The 22,094-nt window shown below is 57.5% G+C and carries 19 protein-coding genes and 1 tRNA gene; 4 read left to right on the forward strand and 16 right to left on the reverse strand.

All coding sequences use genetic code 11. From position 1 onward, the window contains the following. Positions 1-176: 176 nt before the first annotated feature. From ABY948_RS04260 to ABY948_RS04280, 5 genes are all read right to left on the reverse strand, one after another. A complete protein-coding gene (locus ABY948_RS04260; RefSeq protein WP_461481273.1) occupies positions 177-446 on the reverse strand; it encodes a hypothetical protein in 270 nt (89 codons plus the stop codon). Positions 447-525: 79 nt separating this feature from the next. Beyond that, a complete protein-coding gene (locus tag ABY948_RS04265) occupies positions 526-1,272 on the reverse strand; it encodes a YebC/PmpR family DNA-binding transcriptional regulator (RefSeq protein WP_461481274.1) in 747 nt (248 codons plus the stop codon). A gap of 90 nt (positions 1,273-1,362) precedes the next feature. After that, positions 1,363-3,138 (reverse strand): aspartate--tRNA ligase, encoded by a 1,776-nt coding sequence (aspS, locus tag ABY948_RS04270; RefSeq protein ID WP_461481275.1) that lies wholly within the window; start codon positions 3,136-3,138, stop codon positions 1,363-1,365. Between the two features lie 69 nt (positions 3,139-3,207). After that, a complete protein-coding gene (locus tag ABY948_RS04275) occupies positions 3,208-3,477 on the reverse strand; it encodes an FmdB family zinc ribbon protein (protein WP_461481276.1) in 270 nt (89 codons plus the stop codon). Positions 3,478-3,615: 138 nt separating this feature from the next. After that, entirely contained in the window at positions 3,616-4,044 is a 429-nt protein-coding gene (locus ABY948_RS04280; RefSeq protein WP_461481277.1) for an HIT domain-containing protein, read from the reverse strand. A gap of 84 nt (positions 4,045-4,128) precedes the next feature. Here ABY948_RS04280 and ABY948_RS04285 point away from each other — a divergent pair, with 84 nt between their 5' ends. Both ABY948_RS04285 and ABY948_RS04290 read left to right on the forward strand, forming a co-directional pair. Further along, positions 4,129-5,844 (forward strand): proline--tRNA ligase, encoded by a 1,716-nt coding sequence (locus ABY948_RS04285; RefSeq protein WP_461481278.1) that lies wholly within the window; start codon positions 4,129-4,131, stop codon positions 5,842-5,844. A gap of 23 nt (positions 5,845-5,867) precedes the next feature. Continuing rightward, positions 5,868-6,413, forward strand: a complete 546-nt coding sequence (locus ABY948_RS04290) for a lytic transglycosylase domain-containing protein (protein ID WP_461481279.1) — start codon at positions 5,868-5,870, stop codon at positions 6,411-6,413. A 164-nt stretch (positions 6,414-6,577) separates the two neighbouring features. Here ABY948_RS04290 and ABY948_RS04295 read toward each other — a convergent pair whose 3' ends face one another. The 5 genes from ABY948_RS04295 to queA all read right to left on the reverse strand — a co-directional run bounded on the left by ABY948_RS04295 (position 6,578) and on the right by queA (position 12,045). Then, on the reverse strand, positions 6,578-6,790 hold the full coding sequence (locus ABY948_RS04295) for a cold-shock protein (RefSeq protein ID WP_305170088.1): 213 nt from the start codon (positions 6,788-6,790) through the stop codon (positions 6,578-6,580). Between the two features lie 167 nt (positions 6,791-6,957). Further along, the gene (gene secF / locus ABY948_RS04300; RefSeq protein WP_461481280.1) at positions 6,958-7,878 is read right to left on the reverse strand and encodes a protein translocase subunit SecF; all 921 of its coding nucleotides are present in this window, start codon (positions 7,876-7,878) and stop codon (positions 6,958-6,960) included. Between the two features lie 9 nt (positions 7,879-7,887). After that, positions 7,888-9,744, reverse strand: coding sequence for a protein translocase subunit SecD (gene secD / locus ABY948_RS04305; protein WP_461481281.1), 1,857 nt, complete (start codon positions 9,742-9,744; stop codon positions 7,888-7,890). 124 nt (positions 9,745-9,868) lie between these two features. Next, complete coding sequence (gene tgt, locus ABY948_RS04310) at positions 9,869-10,978, reverse strand: tRNA guanosine(34) transglycosylase Tgt (protein ID WP_461481290.1); 1,110 nt, start codon at positions 10,976-10,978, stop codon at positions 9,869-9,871. A gap of 14 nt (positions 10,979-10,992) precedes the next feature. After that, positions 10,993-12,045, reverse strand: coding sequence for a tRNA preQ1(34) S-adenosylmethionine ribosyltransferase-isomerase QueA (gene queA / locus ABY948_RS04315; RefSeq protein ID WP_461481282.1), 1,053 nt, complete (start codon positions 12,043-12,045; stop codon positions 10,993-10,995). Between the two features lie 125 nt (positions 12,046-12,170). Between queA and ABY948_RS04320 the strand changes: the two genes are divergently transcribed. Further along, positions 12,171-12,257 (forward strand) — tRNA-Leu (locus ABY948_RS04320). A gap of 135 nt (positions 12,258-12,392) precedes the next feature. Here ABY948_RS04320 and cobN read toward each other — a convergent pair. The 6 genes from cobN to ABY948_RS04350 all read right to left on the reverse strand — a co-directional run bounded on the left by cobN (position 12,393) and on the right by ABY948_RS04350 (position 19,461). After that, on the reverse strand, positions 12,393-16,418 hold the full coding sequence (gene cobN, locus ABY948_RS04325) for a cobaltochelatase subunit CobN (protein WP_461481283.1): 4,026 nt from the start codon (positions 16,416-16,418) through the stop codon (positions 12,393-12,395). A gap of 100 nt (positions 16,419-16,518) precedes the next feature. Beyond that, a complete protein-coding gene (locus ABY948_RS04330; protein ID WP_461481284.1) occupies positions 16,519-16,824 on the reverse strand; it encodes a DUF2149 domain-containing protein in 306 nt (101 codons plus the stop codon). After that, positions 16,811-17,404: a MotA/TolQ/ExbB proton channel family protein gene (locus ABY948_RS04335; RefSeq protein ID WP_461481285.1), complete on the reverse strand. Its 594-nt coding sequence runs from the start codon at positions 17,402-17,404 to the stop codon at positions 16,811-16,813. The genes ABY948_RS04330 and ABY948_RS04335 overlap by 14 nt, the downstream gene beginning before the upstream one ends. 41 nt (positions 17,405-17,445) lie before the next feature. Further along, positions 17,446-17,874 carry an ExbD/TolR family protein gene (locus ABY948_RS04340; protein WP_461481286.1) on the reverse strand — a complete coding sequence of 143 codons (429 nt, stop codon included), beginning with the start codon at positions 17,872-17,874 and terminating at the stop codon, positions 17,446-17,448. Then, on the reverse strand, positions 17,874-18,584 hold the full coding sequence (locus tag ABY948_RS04345) for a MotA/TolQ/ExbB proton channel family protein (protein ID WP_461481287.1): 711 nt from the start codon (positions 18,582-18,584) through the stop codon (positions 17,874-17,876). Before ABY948_RS04345 ends, ABY948_RS04340 begins: the two co-directional genes overlap by 1 nt. 79 nt (positions 18,585-18,663) lie before the next feature. Then, positions 18,664-19,461 carry an energy transducer TonB gene (locus tag ABY948_RS04350; protein ID WP_461481288.1) on the reverse strand — a complete coding sequence of 266 codons (798 nt, stop codon included), beginning with the start codon at positions 19,459-19,461 and terminating at the stop codon, positions 18,664-18,666. A 164-nt stretch (positions 19,462-19,625) separates the two neighbouring features. Between ABY948_RS04350 and ABY948_RS04355 the strand changes: the two genes are divergently transcribed. Then, the gene (locus tag ABY948_RS04355; RefSeq protein ID WP_461481289.1) at positions 19,626-21,794 is read left to right on the forward strand and encodes a TonB-dependent hemoglobin/transferrin/lactoferrin family receptor; all 2,169 of its coding nucleotides are present in this window, start codon (positions 19,626-19,628) and stop codon (positions 21,792-21,794) included. The last annotated feature ends 300 nt before the right edge of the window (positions 21,795-22,094 follow it).

Raw genomic sequence — 22,094 nt, forward strand, 5'->3', positions numbered from 1 at the left:
CGGGTTTGAGCAATTGATGAAAGGCGGTGTTATGATGCGACAAAGCCTGAGCCCTCTGAAATTATAACGTTTGTTCGCACTCACATTATAACTTCTCAGACTCAGGCTTTTTCATTTATCCCAAACTGTGGGACAGCAGTGGCCACAGGGGCCGCCTTGGATACTGCCGCAGAGGATTACTCGGCAGCAGGTGCTTCCGGCTCACCTTCGCCAGCCGCTTCTTCGGCTTCGGCGGCGACTTCAGTGGCAACGTCAGTGGCCTCTTCAACCACTTCGGCCGGGGCTTCCGGTGCTTTCGGCTCTGCCTGTTTCACATAGCCCTCGGCGAGCAGGATAGCCACTTTCGCTTCGCCATTGATGGTTTTCTTGTCGGCACCCTGCACCGCGAAACGGCCTGAGCGCTTTTGGTATACGGTGTAGTCCGCAGTTTTCTTCAACACTTTCATCGTCTTTCTCCTCTGATTACTCGTTTTGTTACTGAAAGAGTGGACCTTCGCCCACCGTTAACAGAGCCCGACCGGGGTATCAATCGAACTCAGCCATCACCTCATCGGAGATATCCGCATTGGTGTAGACATTCTGTACATCATCCAAATCTTCCAGGTGGTCAACCAGTGCCAGCAGCTTCTCTGCCGCTTCCCTGTCCAGGGACACGGCGATGGATGCCCGCATGGTCACCTCCGCATTTTCCGGCTCCAGCCCAGCGGCGATCAACGTATCCTTCACCGCGGAGAAGTCTTCCCAGGCGGTGAGCACATCGACGGAGCCGTCATCGTTGCCGACCACATCCTCGGCGCCCGCTTCCAGCGCCGCCTCCATGATCCGATCCTCATCGGCACCGGCCGGGTAACTGATCTGGCCGGTGCGCGTGAACAGGTACGCCACCGAACCATCGGTGCCCAGATTGCCACCGCGTTTGCTGAAGGCGTGGCGCACGTCGGAAACGGTGCGATTGCGGTTGTCGGTCATGCATTCCACCAGCACCGCGATGCCGCCGACACCGTAGCCCTCGTAGGTGACTTCTTCGTAATTCTCCGCGTCACCGGCACCCGCGCCGCGGGCGATGGCCTTGTCGATGGTATCGCGCTTCATGTTATTGGCGAGCGCCTTGTCAATCGCGGCGCGCAGGCGGGGGTTATCTTCCGGGATGCCGCCGCCGGTCTTCGCGGCGACCACCAGCTCCCTGATCAGCTTGGTAAAAATCTTGCCCCGCTTGGCGTCCTGGGCCGCCTTGCGGTGTTTGATGTTGGCCCATTTACTGTGACCTGCCATAAACAGAACCCTCCACTTTCAACTGCATCGGGCGTCAGTGCGCCCGATTTATTATTCTGTCGTCTCTTAACGCTGACTGAGCCCGCCGGCTCAGCCCTCCTGCTGCGGTTTTTCGCGCAAACGAATATTCAGCTCGCGCAATTGCTTGTTGTCCACCCCACCAGGGGCGTTGGTCAACAGACAGGCCGCCGTCTGGGTTTTCGGGAAGGCGATCACATCTCGAATGGACTGGCTGCCGGTCATCAACATGATCAGGCGATCCAGGCCAAAGGCCAGGCCGCCGTGGGGCGGACAGCCGAATTTCAGGGCGTCCACCAGGAAACCGAATTTCTCGTCCGCTTCCTCGTCGCTGATTCCCAGCACCTTGAATACCGCCCGCTGCATGTCGGGATTGTGGATGCGGATCGAACCACCGCCCAGCTCGGTGCCGTTCAACACCATGTCGTAGGCGATGGACAGCGCCGCCTCGGGGTTCGCCTGGAGTTCTTCCGGGGTACAGGCGGGACGGGTGAAAGGGTGGTGCAGGGAAGTCCAGCCGCCCTCTTCGTCGTCCTCGAACATCGGGAAGTCCACCACCCACAGCGGCGCCCACGCGCAGGTGTACAGATTCAGGTCGGCGCCCAGCTTGCAGCGCAGCGCACCCAGTGCTTCGGTAACCACCTTGCCCTGATCGGCGCCAAAGAAAATCAGGTCGCCGTTTTCTGCCCCGGTGCGCTCCAGAATGGCGGCGCGCACCTCATTGGGCAAAAACTTCACAATGGGTGATTGCAGCCCTTCTTCCAGGTCGTCCTTGTTGTTGACCTTGATGTAGGCCAGCCCGCGGGCACCGTAGATGCCGACAAACTTGGTGTACTCGTCGATCTGCTTGCGGCTGATCTCGTTGCCGCCCGGCACCTTCAGCGCGGTGACGCGACCCTTGGGATCGTTGGCGGGACCGGAGAACACCTTGAATTCCACCCCGGCCATCAGGTCCTTGATTTCCACCAGTTCCAGCGGAATGCGCAGATCCGGCTTGTCGCTGCCGTAGCGCAGCATCGCCTCGCTGTGGGGCATGCGCGGGAAATAGCCCAGATCCACATCGAGCACTTCCTGGAACAGCGTGCGGATCATTTCCTCGTTGATGGCCATGATCTGCTCTTCACTGGTAAAGGACAGCTCCACGTCCACCTGGGTGAACTCCGGCTGGCGATCGGCCCGCAGGTCTTCGTCCCGGAAACATTTGGCGATCTGGTAGTAGCGGTCGATACCGGACACCATCAGCAGTTGCTTGAACAGCTGCGGTGACTGGGGCAGCGCAAAGAACTTGCCCTCGTGGGTGCGGCTCGGCACCAGGTAGTCGCGGGCGCCCTCCGGCGTGGCGCGGGTCAGGATGGGTGTTTCAATATCCAGGAAGCCGCGCTCGTCGAGGAAATTGCGGATGATGTTGGTGACCCGGGAGCGGAAACGCATATTGTTGAGCATTTCCGGGCGGCGCAGATCCAGGTAGCGGTAGCGCAGGCGCACATCCTCGCCGACCTTGTTGTGCTGATCGAGGGGGAAGGGCGGCGTTTCCGAACTGTTGAGAATGTCCAGCTGCAAACCGTACACCTCGATCTGGCCGGTGGCCATGTCGGGATTGACGGTTTCCGGGGTGCGGGCGCGAACCCGTCCGCGCACTTGCAGCACATACTCACTGCGCACCCGATCCGCAACGGCAAAGTGCTCGCCGCAGTCGGGGTCAAACACCACCTGCACGATGCCCTCGCGGTCGCGCAGGTCGACAAAGATAACACCCCCATGATCCCGCCGGCGGTCCACCCAGCCACAGAGTGTCACTTCCTGGTCGATGTGTTCCGTGCCGAGCACACCGCAATAATTTGTACGCATTCTCTTTTCCCGTATTTAAATCAATGGAGCCGGGGCAGGAATCCGGCATCGCCTGTTCAGGCGCGTTTATCACGTGCTGGGGCAGGAACCTGTCGCCTGACAGGGCTTGGCCCCCTTGCTGTCGGAGGACTGCTCCCCCGCCAGATTTTTGCGGTTGCCCTTTTTGAAGTCCGTTTCGTACCAACCGCTGCCACTGAGCCTGAAACCGGCAGCGGAAAGCTGTTTCTTGAGGGCCGGCTCATGGCAGGCAGGACATTCAGTCAAGGGACTGTCGCTGATTTTCTGCAGGGCCTCCATTTCGTGGCCGCAGGACTGACATTGATAACCATAAATAGGCATGGACAACACCCCACTACTTAACCGGGCCAAACGCCCCCTGATAAAAGCGGCGCATTATACCCCAGTAAAACGGGTGCTAGAAGATTGAATCCGGACGGAATCCCGCTGACGGGCTCCCCGGCGTCAGGCGCTGCGGGACTAATCGGCGCCGGGGGTAAAATCGGGCCCTTCGAGCACGTTGGCAATCGACTCGACACGGTGGTGCAACAGTTCGTCGCTGTACCGGAGCGGCGGCAGCGCACCCCAGATGGGGCTCGGCCAGGCGCCGTCGGCGTGGTAGCGCACCACGTGGTGCATGTGCAGCTGCGGCACCATATTGCCCAGTGTCGCGATATTGATTTTATCCGGCGAAAACACATCCACCAGCGCCTCCGCCAACAGACAGGACTCGCGGGTCAATTGCTGGCGATCCTCCTCGGAGAGATGATAGATCTCGGTGATCTCTTCGCGGCGGGGCACCAGAATAAACCACGGGTAGTTGGCGTCCCGGTGCAATAACAGGCGGCACAGGGGAAAGTCGCCGACGGCGACGGTATCCACCGCCAGACGGGGATGAAGTTCAAACATTTGACAACCTCTTTTCTGTACCCGAAGCGGGCAGCGCCGTAAAATAGCGCCTTTCCCACCAACCTCCAAGATAAAGAATAGACCATGCGAGCCAGCCAGTATCTGATCACCACCCAGAAAGAAACCCCCGCCGACGCCGAAGTCATCAGTCACCAGTTGATGATCCGCGCCGGAATGATCCGCAAGCTGGCCGCGGGACTCTACAACTGGCTGCCCCTGGGACTGCGGGTGCTGCGCAAGGTGGAGGCCATCGTCCGCGAGGAAATGAATCGCGCCGGAGCCCAGGAAGTACTGATGCCGGTGACCCAGCCCGCCGAACTGTGGCAGGAATCCGGTCGCTGGGAGCAGTATGGCCCGGAATTGCTGCGCATGACCGATCGCCACGAGCGCTCGTTCTGCCTCGGCCCCACCCACGAGGAAGTGATCACCGACCTGGTGCGCAACCAGCTGCGCAGCTACAAGCAGCTGCCGGCCACCTTCTACCAGATCCAGACCAAGTTTCGGGATGAAATCCGCCCCCGCTTCGGCATCATGCGCTCGCGGGAATTCATCATGAAGGACGCCTACTCCTTCCACACCAACCAGGCCAGCCTGCAACAGACCTACGACGCCATGCACGCCGCCTACACGGCCATCTTCAGCCGCCTGGGACTGGACTTCCGCCCGGTACTGGCGGACACCGGCAGCATCGGCGGCAGCTACTCCCACGAATTCCATGTGCTGGCCGCCTCCGGTGAAGACGACATTGCCTTCTCCACCGAGAGCGATTACGCCGCCAATGTGGAAATGGCGGAGGCCCTGGCCCCGGTCAGACTGCGCCCCACCCCCGAAGCCGACATGCAGGAAGTGGCCACCCCCGGCCAGCACAGCATCGAACAGGTCAGCGAATTCCTCGCTGTGAGTGCCGACCAGATCGCCAAGACCCTGATCGTGCTCGGCGACGATGAGGAGGCGCCACTGGTGGCCCTGGTGCTGCGCGGCGACCACGACCTCAACGACCTGAAAGCGGAAAAATTGCACGGGGTCAGCGCACCGCTGACCTTTGCCAGCGAAGAGCAGGTGCTGCAGGCACTGGGCTGCACGGTGGGCTCCATTGGCCCGGTGGGCCTGAAGATCCCGGTGATTGTCGACCGCAGCGCCGCCCAGCTGGCCAACTTTGTCTGTGGCGCCAACCTCGAGGGCTTTCACCTCAGCGGGGTCAACTGGGAACGGGACTGCCCGCTGCAAGACGTGGCCGACATCCGCAATGTCCTGCCCGGCGATCCCAGTCCCGACGGCAAAGGTACCCTGGAGATCAAGCGCGGCATTGAGGTGGGCCATATCTTCCAGCTCGGCACCAAATACAGTGAAGCCATGAATGCCAGGGTGCTCAACGAAGAAGGCCGCGAGCAGGTGATGATCATGGGTTGCTACGGCATCGGCGTCAGCCGGGTGGTCGCCGCGGCCATCGAACAGAATCACGACGACAGGGGCATTATCTGGCCCGAGGCACTGGCGCCCTTCCAGATTGCGCTGGTGCCGATCAACATGCACAAATCCGAACAGGTTCGCGAAACTTGCGAAAAACTGTATGCCGATCTTCGGCAAGCCGGCTTTGATGTGCTATTTATGGATGAAGAGAAGGCGCGCCTCGGCGTAATGCTGGCGGATGTGGAGCTGATCGGCATCCCCCACCGCATCGTACTGGGAGACCGGGGCCTGGAGCAGGGCGAAGTGGAATATTGCCACCGCCGTGATGGCGAGAACCGCAATATCCCCCTCGACGAACTGATCGCGTTTTTGAGCAAGGCTACTAAATGATCAAGACAGCGGGAAAATGGCTTGTGACGGGAGGGTTGACTGCCCTCCTCGCCGGCCCTTTCCCCGCGCTGGCCGAACAGGAGATCGACCAGCAACTGGTCGCACTATTGAAAACCACCATTGCCCGGGCTGACAGCTTCGAAGATCGCTTCGATGCCGAAGTCTGGCTGATGGCAAAATCCAGCCAGCTGGAAAAATTCATTCCCGACAACCAGCAACGCCTGGAACTGCTGCGCAAAATCCACCGCGCCGCCACCCGTGCGGGACTGTCTCCGGAAATTGTGTTGGCCGTCATCCAGATCGAGAGCCGCTTTGACTCCTACGCGGTGTCCCGTGCCGGCGCGCAGGGGCTAATGCAGGTCATGCCGTTCTGGAAAAAGGAAATCGGCCGGGAAGAGGACAATCTCACCCAAGTGGACACCAATCTGCGCTACGGTTGCACGATCCTGAAATACTATCTCGACATGGAAGACGGCAACCTGACGCCGGCACTGGCCCGCTACAACGGCAGCTATGGCAAGAATTGGTACTCGGAACTGGTCTTGGTGGCCTGGGATCATTGGCGCTAAACGCGTCGCTTCTCACCAGTGCATCGCCGGGATGTCCGGTATTCGAAAAACAAGCCCGCCCGCAGAGCACCCGCCAGGGAATTCCGCTTTGCGGCATGCAAAAAGAACAAAAAAATGCCAGCTTAAAAAGCTGGCATTTTTCAGTACACCCTAATTAAAGAGCCTTAAGCAATAACGGTTACGTTTTGTGCCTGCGGGCCTTTCTGGCCTTGGGTCACTTCAAAAGAAACCTGCTGGCCTTCAAACAGCGTGCGACGGCCAGTACCGTTGATAGCACTGAAATGCACGAATACATCCTTGCCGCCTTCCTGAGCCAGGAAGCCGTATCCCTTTTCTTCGTTAAACCACTTAACGGTACCGGTAACTAAATCTGACATATCATCCTCGTAAACACTTAATTGCCAACACTTGGATCGGCGGAAAAAATACGGGCGTTTCAGACACCCGCAATGACCACTTTAACAGCGGCCAGCCGAAACACGCAAGCAAAAATATTTACCCTCAAACACATCTATCCGGCACCATAAACCTGTCGCAAAAGTGCTCAGGGCAGGCCGTCGAATTCCACTCCCTCTTTTTCCGGAGGCAGCAGATCCTCGCGCTTCATGCCCATCAACAGCAGTGTGTTCGCCGCCACGTAGATGGAAGAATAGGTACCGATCACGATCCCCACGATGAGGGCAATGGAGAAGTTATGGATCAACTCACCACCGAACAGGAACAGCGCGATTAACACAAACACCGTGGTCAACGAGGTAATCACCGTGCGACCCAGGGTTTGGGTGAGGGATTCATTAATCACATCGATCAGTTCCGCCGCGCGCAACAGGCGAATATTTTCGCGAATGCGGTCCGCCACCACGATGGTATCGTTGAGCGAGTAACCGATTACCGCCAGCACCGCGGCCAACACGGTCAGGTCGACTTCCAGACCGGTGATAGAAAAGAAGCCGAGGGTAATGATGACATCGTGAATCAGCGCCACCACCGCGCCGATGGCAAATTTGTACTGGAAGCGGATCGCCACATACAGCATCACCACCGCCAGCGCCGCCAGCATGCCGAGACCGCCGTCCTCGCGGAGCTCCTCGCCCACCTGGGGACCCACATAGTCCACCCGGCGCAGCTCGAGGTCGCCGCGATCTTCCGGGTCCAGGGATTTCAGTACAGCTTCTGCCAAACCATCGCCAGGTTTGCCCTGCATGCGGATCAGCACGTCGCTTTCCGAGCCGAAGTACACCACCACCGGGTTTTCGAAACCACTGCGGCTCAATTGGCTGCGCACGACCGAGAGATCGGCGGGCTGGGGATAACCCACTTCAATCTGGGTGCCGCCGGTAAAGTCCAGGCCAAACACCAGCCCCTTCACAGACAGGGAGACTATTGAGCACAGCACCAGGGTCAACGAGAAGACCACCGCCACTTTGCGGCTGCCCATAAAATTGAGAATACGTTGTGTTTTCATGGCCAGCTCCTAAATCCAGACTTTCTTGATGGCGCGACCGCCGTAGATCAGATTGACCAGCGCCCGGGTTCCCACGATGGCCGTAAACATCGAGGTCAGGATACCGATGGACAGGGTGACGGCGAATCCCTGCACCGGTCCGGAGCCAATCGCATAGAGAATCACCGCCACAATCAGGGTGGTCAGGTTGGCGTCGAGAATCGACACAAACGCCCGGTCATAGCCGGCGTTGATGGCGGACTGCGTCGGCATGCCGTTGGCCAGTTCCTCCTTGATCCGCGAGAAAATCAGCACATTGGCATCCACTGCCATACCGATGGTCAACACGATACCCGCGATACCCGGCAGGGTCAGCGTCGCGCTGAGGATCGACATCGCGGCCACCAGAATGACCAGGTTCATGCCCAGGGCGATATTGGCGAACAAGCCGAACACCCGGTAATACACCAGCATGAATGCCAGCACCACCAGCATGCCGATGGTGACCGACTTGATGCCGAGGGCGATATTCTCAGCCCCCAGGGACGGACCGATGGTGCGCTCTTCGACAAAGTACATGGGCGCGGCGAGTGCCCCGGCGCGCAGCAACAGTGCCAGCTCAGAGGCCTCGCGGGGATTGTCCAACCCGGTGATGCGGAACGACACCCCGAGCGCACTGCGAATGGTCGCCAGGTTGATGATCTTTTTCTCCACGTAGCGTTCCGCGGTGGCAACCTGTTCACCGTTCTCGTCGGTGGAATACTCCATGCGGGTCTTGTACTCGATAAACAGCACCCCCAGACGACGTCCGACATTCTTGCGCGACGCGCGACTCATGCGGGCACCGCCCTCGCTGTCCAGGGTGATGCTGACCTGGGGCATGCCGTTCTCGTCGAAAGCCGAGGCGGCGTTGGAGACGTGATCCCCGGTAATCACCACGCTGCGCTCCAGCCAGGCCTCACTGGGTCGCGAGCTGGGATCGCGGAACTCGAATTTTTCACGGTTGGCGATTTTGCCCGGCTCCGCCTCGAGACGGAATTCGAGGTTGGCGGTCTTGCCGATAATGCGCTTGGCCTCGGCGGTATCCTGTACCCCCGGCAACTCGACAATCACCCGGTTGCGGCCCTGGCGCTGGACGATCGGTTCCGATACGCCCAACTCGTTGACCCGGTTGCGCAGCGTGGTGAGGTTCTGACTAAGGGCATAGTCCTCAATCTCCCGGACCGCCGTTTCAGACAGGGTCGAACGCACCACATACTCGCCGTTTTCCTCGCTCAGCTGGCGACTGAGGTCAGGGTATTTCTGGCGCAGGATTTCGCTGGCCTGCTCCCGCTCCGCCGCTGTCGCAAAGCTGCTGACGATGGTTTTACCCTCCGCAAGCTTGACCGAGCGATAGCGCAATTTCTCCTCGCGCATACTGCCGCGCAACTCCCGCAGGGTGGTTTCCATGCGTTTGCCGATGGCCTCGTCGGTATTCACTTCCAGCAGGAAATGCACACCGCCGCTGAGGTCGAGGCCCAGCTTCATGGAGGTCGCCCCCAGCGAGGACAACCACGAGGGGGTGGTGGCGGCCAGATTGAGCGCCACCACGTATTCGGAGCCCAGGGCGCGCTGGATAATGCGTTTGGCCGGCAGCTGCTGTTCGCGGTCACGCAGGCGAATCAGGCCGTTTTCTCCCGTCGCCTCCCCGCCAAAATATGCGATGTCGGCCTCTTTCAGCGCCGTTTCAACCTGCGACAACACGCGCTCATCAATCACCGTGCCACTGCTCTGGCCGGAGATCTGTACCGCGGGGTCGGGGACGTACAGGTTGGGTAATGAATAGATTGCGCCGAGGGCAACGACAAAGAGAATGAGGAGGTATTTCCAAAACGGGTAGCGGTTCATATCACTATTCTTGTGTTGTGTCCCGGTTGATAAAGCGGGCCATTATAGGCCGAAAAGCTGGCCCTTGCCGAACCCACCGGAAATAAAAGTTACCCGACCCTATATGGGGACGACTGTCGACAACTCAAGTCGGCGCGGCTAACCCCTGCTGCCGGTAAAATTGCTCGGCAAAGTCATCCAGCCGCTGTTCGGCTATCGCCTGGCGGATCGACGTCATCAGGTTCTGGTAGTAGCGCAGGTTGTGAATGGTATTGAGCTGCGCGCCGAGTATCTCACCGCATTTCTCCAGGTGATGCAGGTAGGCGCGACTGAAATTCTGACAGGTGTAGCAGTCGCATTCCGGGTCCAGCGGCCCGGTGTCGTGACGGTGCACCGCATTGCGGATCTTGACCACGCCACCACTGGTAAACAGGTGGCCGTTGCGGGCGTTACGGGTGGGCATCACGCAATCGAACATATCGATGCCGCGGCGCACCGCCTCGAGAATATCCTGGGGCTTGCCCACGCCCATCAGGTAGCGGGGCTTGTCGGCGGGCATCTTCGGTGGCAGCTGATCGAGGATGCGAATCATGTCCTCCTTGGGCTCGCCCACGGACAGGCCGCCGATGGCATAGCCATCGAAGCCGATGGCTTCCAGGCCCGCCAGGGATTCCTCCCGCAGGGCTTCATACATGCCGCCCTGGACAATACCGAACAGTGCCGAGGGGTTATCGCCATGGGCATCCCTGCTGCGCTGTGCCCAGCGCAGGGAGAGTTCCATTGAGGATCTCGCCTGCTGCTCTGCGGCCGGATAGGGGGTGCATTCATCGAAGATCATCACCACATCGGCCCCCAACTGCTGCTGCACGCGGATGGAGGTTTCCGGGTCGAGGAACACCGGGCTGCCGTCGATGGGTGAACGAAACGACACCCCCTGCTCGGAGATCTTGCGAATCTCCCCCAGGCTGAACACCTGAAAACCGCCCGAGTCGGTCAGGATCGGCCCCGACCAGTGCATAAAGTCATGCAAATCGCCGTGTTCCATCACCACCTGGGTGCCCGGGCGCAGCATCAGGTGAAAGGTGTTACCGAGAATAATCTGCGCGCCGATGGCTTCAATGTCCCTCGGCAACATGCCCTTGACGGTACCGCAGGTGCCCACCGGCATGAAGGCCGGGGTTTCCACCACGCCGCGGGGGAAGCGCAGCCGCCCCCGGCGCGCCCTGCCGTCGGTGACATCCAGTTCAAAGGACATAAAACATTGGCGGCTCATTGGGGAATATCCTCTGCGGCATTGGGGTTGCGGGTCAGGAACATGGCATCCCCGTAACTGAAAAAACGATAGCGGTTAATCACCGCCTCACGATAGGCCGCCATGACCCGCGAATAACCGGAAAATGCACTGACCAGCATCAGCAGGGTGGACTCCGGCAGGTGGAAATTGGTGATCAGCGCATCCACCACCCTGAACTGGTAACCCGGGTAAATGAAGATGTCGGTGTCGCCACTCATCGGCTGCAATGCTCCCGATGCGGCGGCACTTTCCAGGCAGCGCACACTGGTGGTCCCCACCGCAATCACCCGCCTTCCCCGGGCGCGGGTTTCCTCCACCTTGCGGCAGACCTCGTCGGACACCTCAATCACCTCTGCGTGCATGCGGTGCTCATGGATATTATCTACCCGCACCGGCTGGAACGTCCCGGCGCCCACATGCAGGGTCACATGGGCCATCTCCACCCCCATGGACTGCAGCTGCGCCAGCAGCGCCTGATCAAAGTGCAAGCCGGCAGTGGGGGCGGCGACGGCACCGGGTTTTTCGGCGTAAACCGTCTGGTAGCGCTCGCGGTCCTCCAGGCTGTCGGCCCGATCGATATAGGGCGGCAACGGCATATGGCCGTGGCTTTCCAGGATCTCGAGGGCCGTTTGCTCACCGCAGAACCGCAACCGAAACAGGTCTCCGTCCCGGCCCTCGACCTCGGCCCGTGCGCCGCCTTCAAAATCCAGCCGGGTGCCCGGCTTGGGGGATTTACTGGCCCGCAGATGGGCCAGCACAGCGCGATCATCCAGCAGGCGCTCCACCAGCATTTCCACCCGGCCACCGCTCTCCTTGCACCCAAACAGGCGGGCGGGAATCACCCGGGTATTGTTAAACACCATCAGATCGCCCGGCCTGGCCAGCTCGCAGAGGTCGGGAAACTGTCGGTGTGTCAGCTGACCGTCGGCCCCGTCGAGCACCAGCAGTCTGCTGCCGCGGCGCTCGGCCGCAGGCTGGCGGGCAATCAGCTCATCGGGCAAATCGTATTGGAAATGGTCTCGGCGCATAACAGGTCAAATTGTGAAAGGGCGCAAGGGTAATGGAAATACATCGACAGGACCAGCTTCCGCAGCCAGCACGCATTGCTGTTCTATTGATTATGCGAGGGCCGCTGCTATAATCGCGCCCCTGTGCCAGAGTGGTGAAATTGGTAGACACAGGGGATTCAAAATCCCCCGCCCTTAAAAGCGTGCCGGTTCGAGTCCGGCCTCTGGTACCAAATGCAAACGCCCACTTTTTAAGTGGGCGTTTTTAGTTGCACGACAAACGGGCAACGCCAGTTCGGGCATTACCCGGTGGTGCGCCCGCCCCCAGCCCCTGATGCCATTGGCCTGAGCGCAATCACTGGCGCCGATCAACCCGCAGAAGTTATCAAGGTTAACGGTACAGTCTGCCTTCGCAGCTGATTCACACCGCCCAGCATCACGGTGGCAAGGCAGACCAGGAACAGCAGCAACAGCTGCAGATCCCATTCGTCCTCTACCGGTTGTGGGTGCTCTATTTTTTCCAGTTTTTGCCCCTGAACTTCCTGTGTCGCCGCTGCCGATGCGGCAGACACCGGCTCGGTTGGCGCAGGCAAGGCGTTCAAGCCAAAACCCGCGGCATTTTGATCCACGTAGTCGCGCAGCTTTTCGTTATCGACAAACAGGTCATATTTCTGAACCAACTCGACATAGCGCTCAATGAGCGCCTTAAGCGTTTGCTCATCGGCCTGCCAGTACTCCTTGCGGTTGGCCTCCAGCATACGCTCCAGCATATGGGCCTGGGAGGCGGGGTTAACCTGCTGAAACCATTCGTCGATGTTCAGTTGCAATTTGTCGTTCACATACACTTCGTAGAATTCCTGCCACTGATCTTCGCGGACCACATTGGGGTCTACCACCTGCCAACCCCAGAAGTTGCTCAAATGGGCGGACAGGGATACGGCACCGCTGTAACCCTCCTTCATCATTTCCTCCACCCAGCGTTTGTGGAAATTCCGCGAGCGCAACTCTTTTGCCAGGAACTCAGCCGCCCCCTCTGCCCTGGGGTTATTGGCATCGCGCAAATTGCTGATGACCATTTCCGGGCTGGCGCCATCGAGATTGCGTACCGCCAGGGCCAGGGAGCCGAAGTATTCAAAGGGGTCATCGGAGCTGATCATGCCGTAGACATTGGAGGAGCGGGAAAACATCGCCACATCGGTGCCCGACAGCTGCTTGGCATAGAGATTCACCTTTTCCAGCTGTTGCCCCCAACGGCTGTTATCCGAGCCGTAGAAGTGGCCCATCCTCGATAGATAGAGGTCGGAAATTTTACTGTCACTTTCCCAGCTATCGCTGGCAAAAACCGCATCTTCTACCCCCGAGCCATAATTGCCAGAGGCATTGGAAAACACCCGCACCGTGGACAGGTATTCAGCTTCTTTCTGGTCGATCCCTTCAGCAATTAACTCCTCCCGGATGCGCTGACTGTTGCGCCAGACAAAGTTGGACTCCTCCTTGAGCGCCGCCACCTGCTCAATGGCGTTGGCCAGCCGCTGCATGACATCGGGAAACGCATCGCGGTACAGGCCGGTGGCAGATAGCACCACATCCACACGGGGGCGTTTCAGCTCTGCGGCAGGAATAATTTCAGAGCCGATCACACGGCCATCTTCACTCCACTGCGGACGCACGCCCATGGCATAGAGCGCCTGGCTTTCGAGCACCCCGTAATGACGCATGGTTTCTATGGACCACAGGGAAAAGGCCAGTTTATCCGGATACTTTCCATGCTTTTGGTAGTAATCGGCAATGACACCTGCCGTTAATTCCCGGCCCTGTTCAAAAGCCGCTTTAGTGGGCACCCGGGACGGATCAAAGCCATAGAGGTTGAAACCGGTGGGGATGGATTCCGGATGGCGAAGGGGGTCGCCACCATTTTTTACCGGAATGTACCTGCCCGCCAGACCGTCAAGCATATGTTCCATTTCGCGAATACCGGTCAAGTCGCCATAGAGCTCCCGGCCCTGACGGATAAAGGACTGCAGCTCTTCCCCCATGTCGTCAAAATGAACCTTGTCCGAGGCGGCCGCATCGACAATGAATTTCCGCACGGTTTTAAATCCCACCAGGTCTTCCAGGCTGTCGCCGCTCTCCTGCATGATGGTGTTTTTAAAACCATCGCGTTGATTCTGCTCCTCTTCAGGGTGCGATGCGCTGTGCCCTGAACTGTGTCCGAGCCCCGGGGGTTCGGATTTGAAGTGTTCGGCCTCGAATTCTGCTACCCGTTCAGTAAACCTGGGCCCCAACATCTGCACCAGGGTAGACGTGAGCAGATCCGTTTCCGGCAGTTCACCATAGCTGTGCAGCCCAAGAGGCTGGTTTTGAGCGGAAAGATCAACCAGGTAGTCGTGCAGTGCTTCCAGGAAGCCAGCGAAATCCGCCGAGATCTGTTCGCGGCTCCAGCCAAAATCGTCACAGATGTTATTGGCGATACAGTTCTCGACTATCTGCTGCCCTGTTTTCTGCTTAACACCGCCCTCATCCAACGATTTGTATTGATGCATCAGTTCGTGGATCTGCGCCATGTCTCCCTGTAAGCCGGCCGCGGCGAAAGGGGGTGTCATATGAGCCAGTACCGTGGCGCGACCACGGCGCTTGGTCTGCATGGCCTCGCCCACATCATCGACGATAAACGGGTAGAGCACCGGGGTGTCCCAGACCGCCAGGTTACCCTGGTCATAGATGGACAACCCCCGCTCCTTACCCGCCAGGTACTCCTGTGAACCGTGGGTGCCCAAGTGGACAATGGCGTCACTTTTCCAGAATTGACGCGCGTAGTAGTACGCCGCCAGATAAAAATGATTCATCGGCACCGTACCCTTGTGATAGATACGTTTGTCCTCGTCCTTGTCATCTGCGCGCGGTGGCTGGCGCATCACCAGCATGTTGCCATTGCGGATTCGCGGCAGCACAAACTGGGCCTCCCCCTCCCGCTCCACCACCATGAAGTTGTCTTTCGGATCACCCCAATAGTCGTTAATCGGTTTGCTTACCTGCTCCGGCAAGGTATTAAACCAGGAGAGATAATCCGCCACCGGCATCAGTTCCGCCAAATCATCTTCCAACAATTTGTCCAGCTCATAGTCCCGGTAAAACGGACTGAGGATGCGGTCGATACGATCACTGAAATAGTCACTGTCCACCGTATTAATGCCGTAGCCTTCGCTGTTCAGCCGCGCGCTCATCACCCGCAGGCTTTCGGGGACATTCAAAAAGGACGCGCCCACATCCCGGTTGCCCCAGACCATGACGGTCATGCGCTTTTCGGCATTGGATTTATATTTGAGACTGACCGTGTTGACTGCCTTGTTCACCAGGTGCTCCAGCTGGTAATCAATGACTTCGGCACCGCCGCTGTCGTCGTTAACCGCGGCGACAATCATAGGATCGACAACACCCGCCGACTCCGGCAACACCAGGGTAAAGGGGGTCATCCCCGGAGAAATACCCTGGGTACTTTGCTCCCAGTGCGCCTGATTGCCATCGTAGTAGGTCAGGGCCTGCAGGACCGGAACCCCCAGTTCGGCAAACTCCTGCCTGCGTTTGCCGGCCCAGTGAATGGCGCGGAAATTGATGATCAAATCAACGGCAGTCTTACCGTCGCGCTGCAACAGGTATTTGTAATCAGAGGTTTTTTCACTGAGTTCAAAGAAGAAAGGGACTGCGGTGATGCCGCGCTGTTCCAACTGGCGAATGGTGGCATCCACCACCTGGGTCTGAACGGACTCAATCAGTGCCCGCTGCATCAGCACACCGATAACCGGCTTTGCCGGGTCAGCCTGACGCCATTGCAGAAAACGCTCCAGGGACTCGAAAACCAATCCCTCATATTGCGGGTGATAGATACCCACTTCCGGATACACAATGGGGTCAGCGATTGGCCTGGGGTCATCGGAGAAAACGTTATACTTCAGATAATCCAGCATGCGATTAAAGTTTTCTGTACCGCCATTGGCATAGTAATCGTGAAGCAGTTGGGCCTGTGAACTGCTGAGGCCTTGCCGCAACTGGGCATTTTCCAGCCAGTTGATCGCCAAAAAGCGATTTTTCCCTGCGGCAACCAACGGCGTGTACTGGGCAAACGCCATTTTGCTCTGCTCCACGGACACGGCCTCCATCACCACCAGGTCATAGGCCGAAAATGTTGCCGCAGCCTGTGTCATATCGCCGAGTTCACTCTGGGGCTTGCGATCAATCCGCAAACCGCGATCTGCCGCCATCTCCTTCAGCAACGCCAATTTGGCTTTATTGCTGTGTATGCCGTTGACAAACAATATCCCGGGCTCCCCGGCCCAAGTTAATTGGCTCAACAGGAAGGCACCGCAGCAGAGCACGATGGAAAATATCTTGTGCATCAGTTTTTCTCTTTTCTTGAAAACATTGCGTTAAAGCAACTTAAAAACACCAGAGGCAATCAATTTTTTGGGATGGCTATCGCGAGCCGATCGCCGAGAATTACTCGGGGACATAGACCATGGAACCATCGGCCATTTTGTAGGCCACCCCGGCCTTGGCGCCCTGGCCACCACCGATTTCCCCGCTCGCCTCGTACTTCTCGATGGTCTCGCCTTGTTTGACGATCATTTCCATATTGTCCTCTCCGGCATTCTTGATCACCGTGACGTTTTCAGCAGTGAAAGGATTGAGCGGATTCTGGGCAATCGCGATGAGCAGCGCGGCAATCAACACCAGGAACACATCCACAAGGTTAATCATGGAACTGGCCGGATTGAGCTCTTCATCCTCATTAAGCAACCTCACGCACCACCTCATCTACCAGTTCTTCACTTTCTTCCGTTGTTGGCCCCGAGGCCTGGCGCAACCGCGCTATATCCACCAGCTCCACCGCCAGCCAACGCTTTTTCACACTCGCCAGCCAGAAGGTGATGGAAGCGATCACCATGCCGAAGATCACTGCCGAGAAGGCAATGATCAGATTTTCACTGATACCCTGTACGTTGCCGTCACCCAGCGCTTTCAGCGCCGGCGCCATGGGAATCATGGTGGCGATCAAACCCAGCATGGGAGAGATGCGAGTGACGATACGCAACACTTCCAGCTCCTTGAGCGCCATCACATCCAGCTCTTCCATCGTTGTCCCGGCATCCCGTTGGAACTGTGACATGAGGGAATAGCCGCCGAGCACAGGTCCAGGGTTTCCATCGCCCCGGAGCGCACGGCGATAGGCAGAGGCGTTCTGCCGGCGCTGCCACCATTGGGCGGAAAAACCACCCAATGCATACAGGCTGTAGAGAAACAGCACGGCAATCGCTATCAGTACCGGCGCCATAAACCAACCCGACAACTGGTACATCATCTGCTCTAACCAGAAGATATTCATAAAATATTCCTTTCAATCCGCTTAATCATTGTTATCCCCCGTTACATCTCGTTGCGGTCACTGACCACCACTTCAGCCACGAACAGCCCCTGCTCCGATAACCAGCCCGCCAGTTTGACAAAGGGTTGTAAAGCGACATCCTTATCCGCTGCCACCAGCAACTGCGGCAGCTCACCGACCAGACGCGCCTTCTCTATTCGCCCCGTCAGTGCCTGTTGAAATTGTGCCCAATCCGGATAAGTCGTCCGATCAATACTGAATTGGCCCGTTTCAGAAATTCCCAGGGTAATGGCATCGGGCTCCACGGATTCACTGGGCGCAGCCGCTTGCGGCAAATCCAGCTGAAGCAGCCGGGGGGCGGCATTGGCCGTCAACATCATAAAAACCAGAAGAATAAAGATGACATCCAGCAGTGCCGTCATATCCGGCATCAATGAAGGTGAACGACTGTTCTCTGGCAACTGAATCATCAGGCCGTCCCCGCCAGTACCGCGGGCTGAAAAGTTACCGCCTTTTCAACAGCGTCCCTGCCCGCTGCACGGACCGCGGTGCCACCGTTTTTTTCGTTAGCGACCTTACCCGATATCACAAGGTTCAACTCGTTGAGCGCATCCTGAATTGTCTGAATTCTGGCCTGACTGAGCTGTTCCAGACCGTGACTGGCCGCCAGTGCCGGAATAGCAATTACCAAGCCCAGGGCGGTAGTGACCATCGCTGTCCACATACCCTCCGCCAGCAACGCCGGGGTCACCGGGCCAGTGGAATGGGCGATGGCCTTAAACATCTCGATAATGCCGAACACCGTTCCCAACAGTCCCAGCAGGGGGGCAATAGACCCGATCAGACCGACCAATCTGAGACGGGCATTGAGATAGCGGCGCTCATTTTCCAACCAGCCGACAGCCATCTGCTGACGGGTATCGTTGTCCAGCAAACGGTGCTTCAATAACTCGGCGATTGCCGTTTCCCAGCCATGGGGTCTGCCAGACAAGCGCTTTTCAACCTGTGAATACTCCTGATGACAAACCAGCCGGCGGCACTCGGCAAATTCCTTCCGGGCAAAAAAGGGGTAACTGAGTTGCACCCAAAGACGCTCCATCAGAAGCGCCGATACCAGCACCGAAAGCGCCAATAACACCATGGCCACCGGCCCTGCATTCAAAATGTGATCTAGCAACATATCCCCACCTGTATTCGATAAACCAAAGAATTCCTGTTCGGCAAAAGACCCCATTTGGGTCAGCGTTTTTGGGTCAACTTTAAGGCCCGAGGGTAAATTCCACGGGCACTTCCACCCAGGCAACAGTGCGCTTCTGGTTGACTTGGTAGGGATAAAACTGCCACTGCCTGACCGTTTTTAATGCACAGTTATCCAGGACTTCATAGCCCGACGACTCAAGCAACTCAACCACCTCCACCTCTCCTTCAATACCTACCCTTGCCTTGACCATGACGGTACCCTGCTGGCCCCGCCGCTTGGCCAGGCGCGGGTATTTGGGCGGGAACGCCCGGCGATAGCGCGGTTGGTCCATAGTCGGAACCTGATCAAAACCAGCGTGTTCCGCCCGCTCCTCACTGGTACTGACAACCTCTGCCAACATCTCTTTATCCACCTTTTCCAAAAGAGTCTCTTCAGTTTCTGGTGAGGCCACCGCTGGTGGAAGATCCTGCTCTTTTTCCCTGTTCTCTTCTTTTGCCAAAGGCGGGGACATTTCCCGGGCCCTGTTTTCGGTTACCCATTTTTCATGGCGCGTCCCCGTGTCTGCGCGAACAAGCTCTGTCGTTGAAAATTCAACGCTGGCAGGCAAGGCTGGTTCCGGCAACAGGGAGCGATTCCTCTGTAGCGCTTTTTCAGGCTCCGCTGTAACAACCTCCGTGACAGCCACCTGCTTTGCTTCCAGGGCTGACGGCTTTTTCAATTCAACAAAACGCATCTGCTGAATGGCCAAGGCAGCGCGACCGGCACTACCCGAGTCCTCAAGCACAGGTGCCCAGCGCCACTGCACAAACAAGACATGCAGTGCCAAAGACACCGACAACGCCAGCAAAAACTTCATCGGCCCTCCCCTGTAACCGGGAAGATAATACCCAGCACCAAGCGCTAATGCAAATCATTATCATTTACAAAACAAGGGGGCCATGTATAATCCGCCCGGAAATACAAATGATAACCGTTATCATTAACTGGCAAATCAACTGGGGAAAAGCCGTGATGTCTAACATGAAATACACACCTGTCACCGGGGCTATATTGATAGCCCTATCCGCCACTGCTTACGCAGACAAGACCACCACCTTTCAACTGGACAGAGTCACCGTGGCGGCCACACGAACCGAACAGAAACGGGAGGATGTGCCCAATACGGTCAGCGTGATCACGGAAGAAACCATCGAGAATGATATTTCCAGCAATATCCGCGACATGATTCGCTACGAACCCGGCGTAGAGGTGGGATCCGGGACAGGGGACGCCCAACGTTTTGGCGCAAAGGGATTCAATATTCGCGGCATGGATGAAAACCGGGTCAAAATCACCGTAGACGGTATCAACCAGGCCAATTCTTTCACCCCGGCGGGTAACCCATTTCAACGGTCCGGAAGAAATCATGTGGATATCGACAGTGTCAAGCGTGTTGAAATCGTCAAGGGCCCGGCCTCTACCCTTTATGGCAGCGACGCCCTGGGAGGAATAGTCGCCTTTTCCACCAAGGATCCCGCCGATTACCTAGGCTCCGGCAATAGCTTCGGTGGCAGTTTCAAAACCCGCTATGGCAGCTCGGATAAAAGCGTGTCAGAAACCCTTACCCTGGCTAATCGCACCGGCAACCTGGAATCATTACTGTTGTATACCCGCCGTGACAGCGATGAGCTGGAGAACCACGATGACAGTGACAACGATCGCGATTCCCAGGATTTTGAAAGCGATAACATCCTGGTAAAACTGCAGTATCAACTGAACCCGGAGCATCGAATTGGCCTCACCCATGAAGACCACCAAGCGGAAAACCGGACGGATATGCCCGCAAAACTGGACTCCCCTTCCTATTCAGATTTTTATTACGGCGATGATGAAACCGAACGCCAGCGGACCAGCTTTTTCCACAACTGGCAGGGGGACAATGCGCTGTTCGATACACTGAACTGGCAGGTGGACTGGCAGGAAAGCGAAATGGACCAGGAGACTCATACCATGTTTGGATCGTCTTCGCCCATCTACCGCATCAAGGACTACGCCCACGAGGAAGAATTGTGGCGCCTATCCGCCCAATTCGATAAAACCCTGGGTACTCACCACCTCACCTACGGTTTTGAATACAATGATACGGAGCTGACCAACCAACAGAATACGTTATACCCCACAGACCCGAGCAGGGATGTACTGGATCGCGCAGTTCCCGTTGTGGAAGGTACCAGTTACGGCCTTTACCTGCAGGATCAAATCAGGCTGATGGATGGCCGGTTACTGGTCACGCCCGGGGTGCGCTATGACAACTTTGAAGCAAAACCCGAAATAGACAGCGCTTATATGCCGCCGTCCACTATCGCGGCGGCGTTTGCCGATCACGACAGCGACAAGGTCACATTCCGTCTTGGCGCTGTCTTTAAGATCACTGATATTACCTCGGCATTTGCCCAGTACAGCCAAGGCGTTAAATCCCCTGACCTGATTGATCTGTACTATGCCAGTGAGCGCAACTACGGCCCGGGCTTCCATTATCTGACGCTGCCCAATCCCGATCTGGATTCAGAGGAGAGCGACTCCTACGAGTTGGGCCTGCGCATGAACGGCGGCCTGGGTAATTTTGAATTTGTTGCTTTCTACAATGATTACAAGGACTTTATTGAATCCACTACCGTTGATTCAACCTTTAACAGCACCTCCTTTGACCGTGTCACCCAGTCACGCAATATCGACTCCGCCACTATTTGGGGACTGGAGGCCCGCGCTGCACTGTGGCTGGATGATGCCATTGGCGCGCCCACCGGCACCTCCCTGCAGGTCGCCATCGCGTTTGCCGATGGCGAAAACGATACCGATGACAGGCCCCTGGAAACTGTGGCGCCATTGAAGGCGGTCTTTGGTCTGAATTACCAAGCCCCGAATGAAAACTGGGGCGCCACATTGAACTGGACACTGGTAGGCAACAAGGACAACGATGAATTGGCTGATGAAGATGACTTTGCCACCCCCGGTTACGGGATCCTCGACCTGACCGGCCACTACAACGTCACCAGCAACCTGGCACTTCGAGCGGGCGTCTATAACATCACCGGCAAGGAGCATTGGGTCTATGAAGATGTCCGAGGTCTAGCGTCCAGCGATACCGATCTGGACCTTTATACGCAACCCGGCCGGAATATTGCCGCGAGCCTGATCTATTCGTTCTAATTCAACACAGGATACGGATTATCCGCTCCCCAAAAGCACAGGCCAGGTTTCGACCAGGCCTGTCTTACCTATAGGCGGCCATCCATTGCGACAAACACCCCGCACCTTGTGCCCCACACATCATCTGTCAGGCCGAGTTTCATACAAAGTTGCGAAATAGGCACATCCAAATAGCTGTGGTCCTACCCACAAAAAGTAGACACTCTAACTATGCGGCAGTAGCCGCAATCCTTTCAAACTCTGCCGGGCTTACATAGCCATTGGCAGAGTGCCTGCGCAGTCGGTTATAAAAAACTTCGA

It is taken from the genome of Porticoccus sp., assembly GCF_041592135.1.
In the GTDB taxonomy this organism is placed as follows: Bacteria; Pseudomonadota; Gammaproteobacteria; order Pseudomonadales; family Porticoccaceae; genus Porticoccus.

Coding starts and splice junctions, on each gene's coding strand:
- ABY948_RS04295 (WP_305170088.1), bottom strand. CDS start 6,790: ATGTCAGATTTAGTTACCGGTACCGTTAAGTGGTTTAACGAAGAAAAG.
- queA (WP_461481282.1), bottom strand. CDS start 12,045: ATGCGCCGAGACCATTTCCAATACGATTTGCCCGATGAGCTGATTGCC.
- cobN (WP_461481283.1), bottom strand. CDS start 16,418: ATGCACAAGATATTTTCCATCGTGCTCTGCTGCGGTGCCTTCCTGTTG.
- ABY948_RS04355 (WP_461481289.1), top strand. CDS start 19,626: ATGAAATACACACCTGTCACCGGGGCTATATTGATAGCCCTATCCGCC.
- ABY948_RS04275 (WP_461481276.1), bottom strand. CDS start 3,477: ATGCCTATTTATGGTTATCAATGTCAGTCCTGCGGCCACGAAATGGAG.
- ABY948_RS04335 (WP_461481285.1), bottom strand. CDS start 17,404: ATGAATATCTTCTGGTTAGAGCAGATGATGTACCAGTTGTCGGGTTGG.
- ABY948_RS04340 (WP_461481286.1), bottom strand. CDS start 17,874: ATGATTCAGTTGCCAGAGAACAGTCGTTCACCTTCATTGATGCCGGAT.
- ABY948_RS04260 (WP_461481273.1), bottom strand. CDS start 446: ATGAAAGTGTTGAAGAAAACTGCGGACTACACCGTATACCAAAAGCGC.
- ABY948_RS04345 (WP_461481287.1), bottom strand. CDS start 18,584: ATGTTGCTAGATCACATTTTGAATGCAGGGCCGGTGGCCATGGTGTTA.
- ABY948_RS04280 (WP_461481277.1), bottom strand. CDS start 4,044: ATGTTTGAACTTCATCCCCGTCTGGCGGTGGATACCGTCGCCGTCGGC.
- secD (WP_461481281.1), bottom strand. CDS start 9,744: ATGAACCGCTACCCGTTTTGGAAATACCTCCTCATTCTCTTTGTCGTT.
- aspS (WP_461481275.1), bottom strand. CDS start 3,138: ATGCGTACAAATTATTGCGGTGTGCTCGGCACGGAACACATCGACCAG.
- ABY948_RS04350 (WP_461481288.1), bottom strand. CDS start 19,461: ATGAAGTTTTTGCTGGCGTTGTCGGTGTCTTTGGCACTGCATGTCTTG.
- secF (WP_461481280.1), bottom strand. CDS start 7,878: ATGAAAACACAACGTATTCTCAATTTTATGGGCAGCCGCAAAGTGGCG.
- tgt (WP_461481290.1), bottom strand. CDS start 10,978: ATGTCCTTTGAACTGGATGTCACCGACGGCAGGGCGCGCCGGGGGCGG.
- ABY948_RS04265 (WP_461481274.1), bottom strand. CDS start 1,272: ATGGCAGGTCACAGTAAATGGGCCAACATCAAACACCGCAAGGCGGCC.
- ABY948_RS04285 (WP_461481278.1), top strand. CDS start 4,129: ATGCGAGCCAGCCAGTATCTGATCACCACCCAGAAAGAAACCCCCGCC.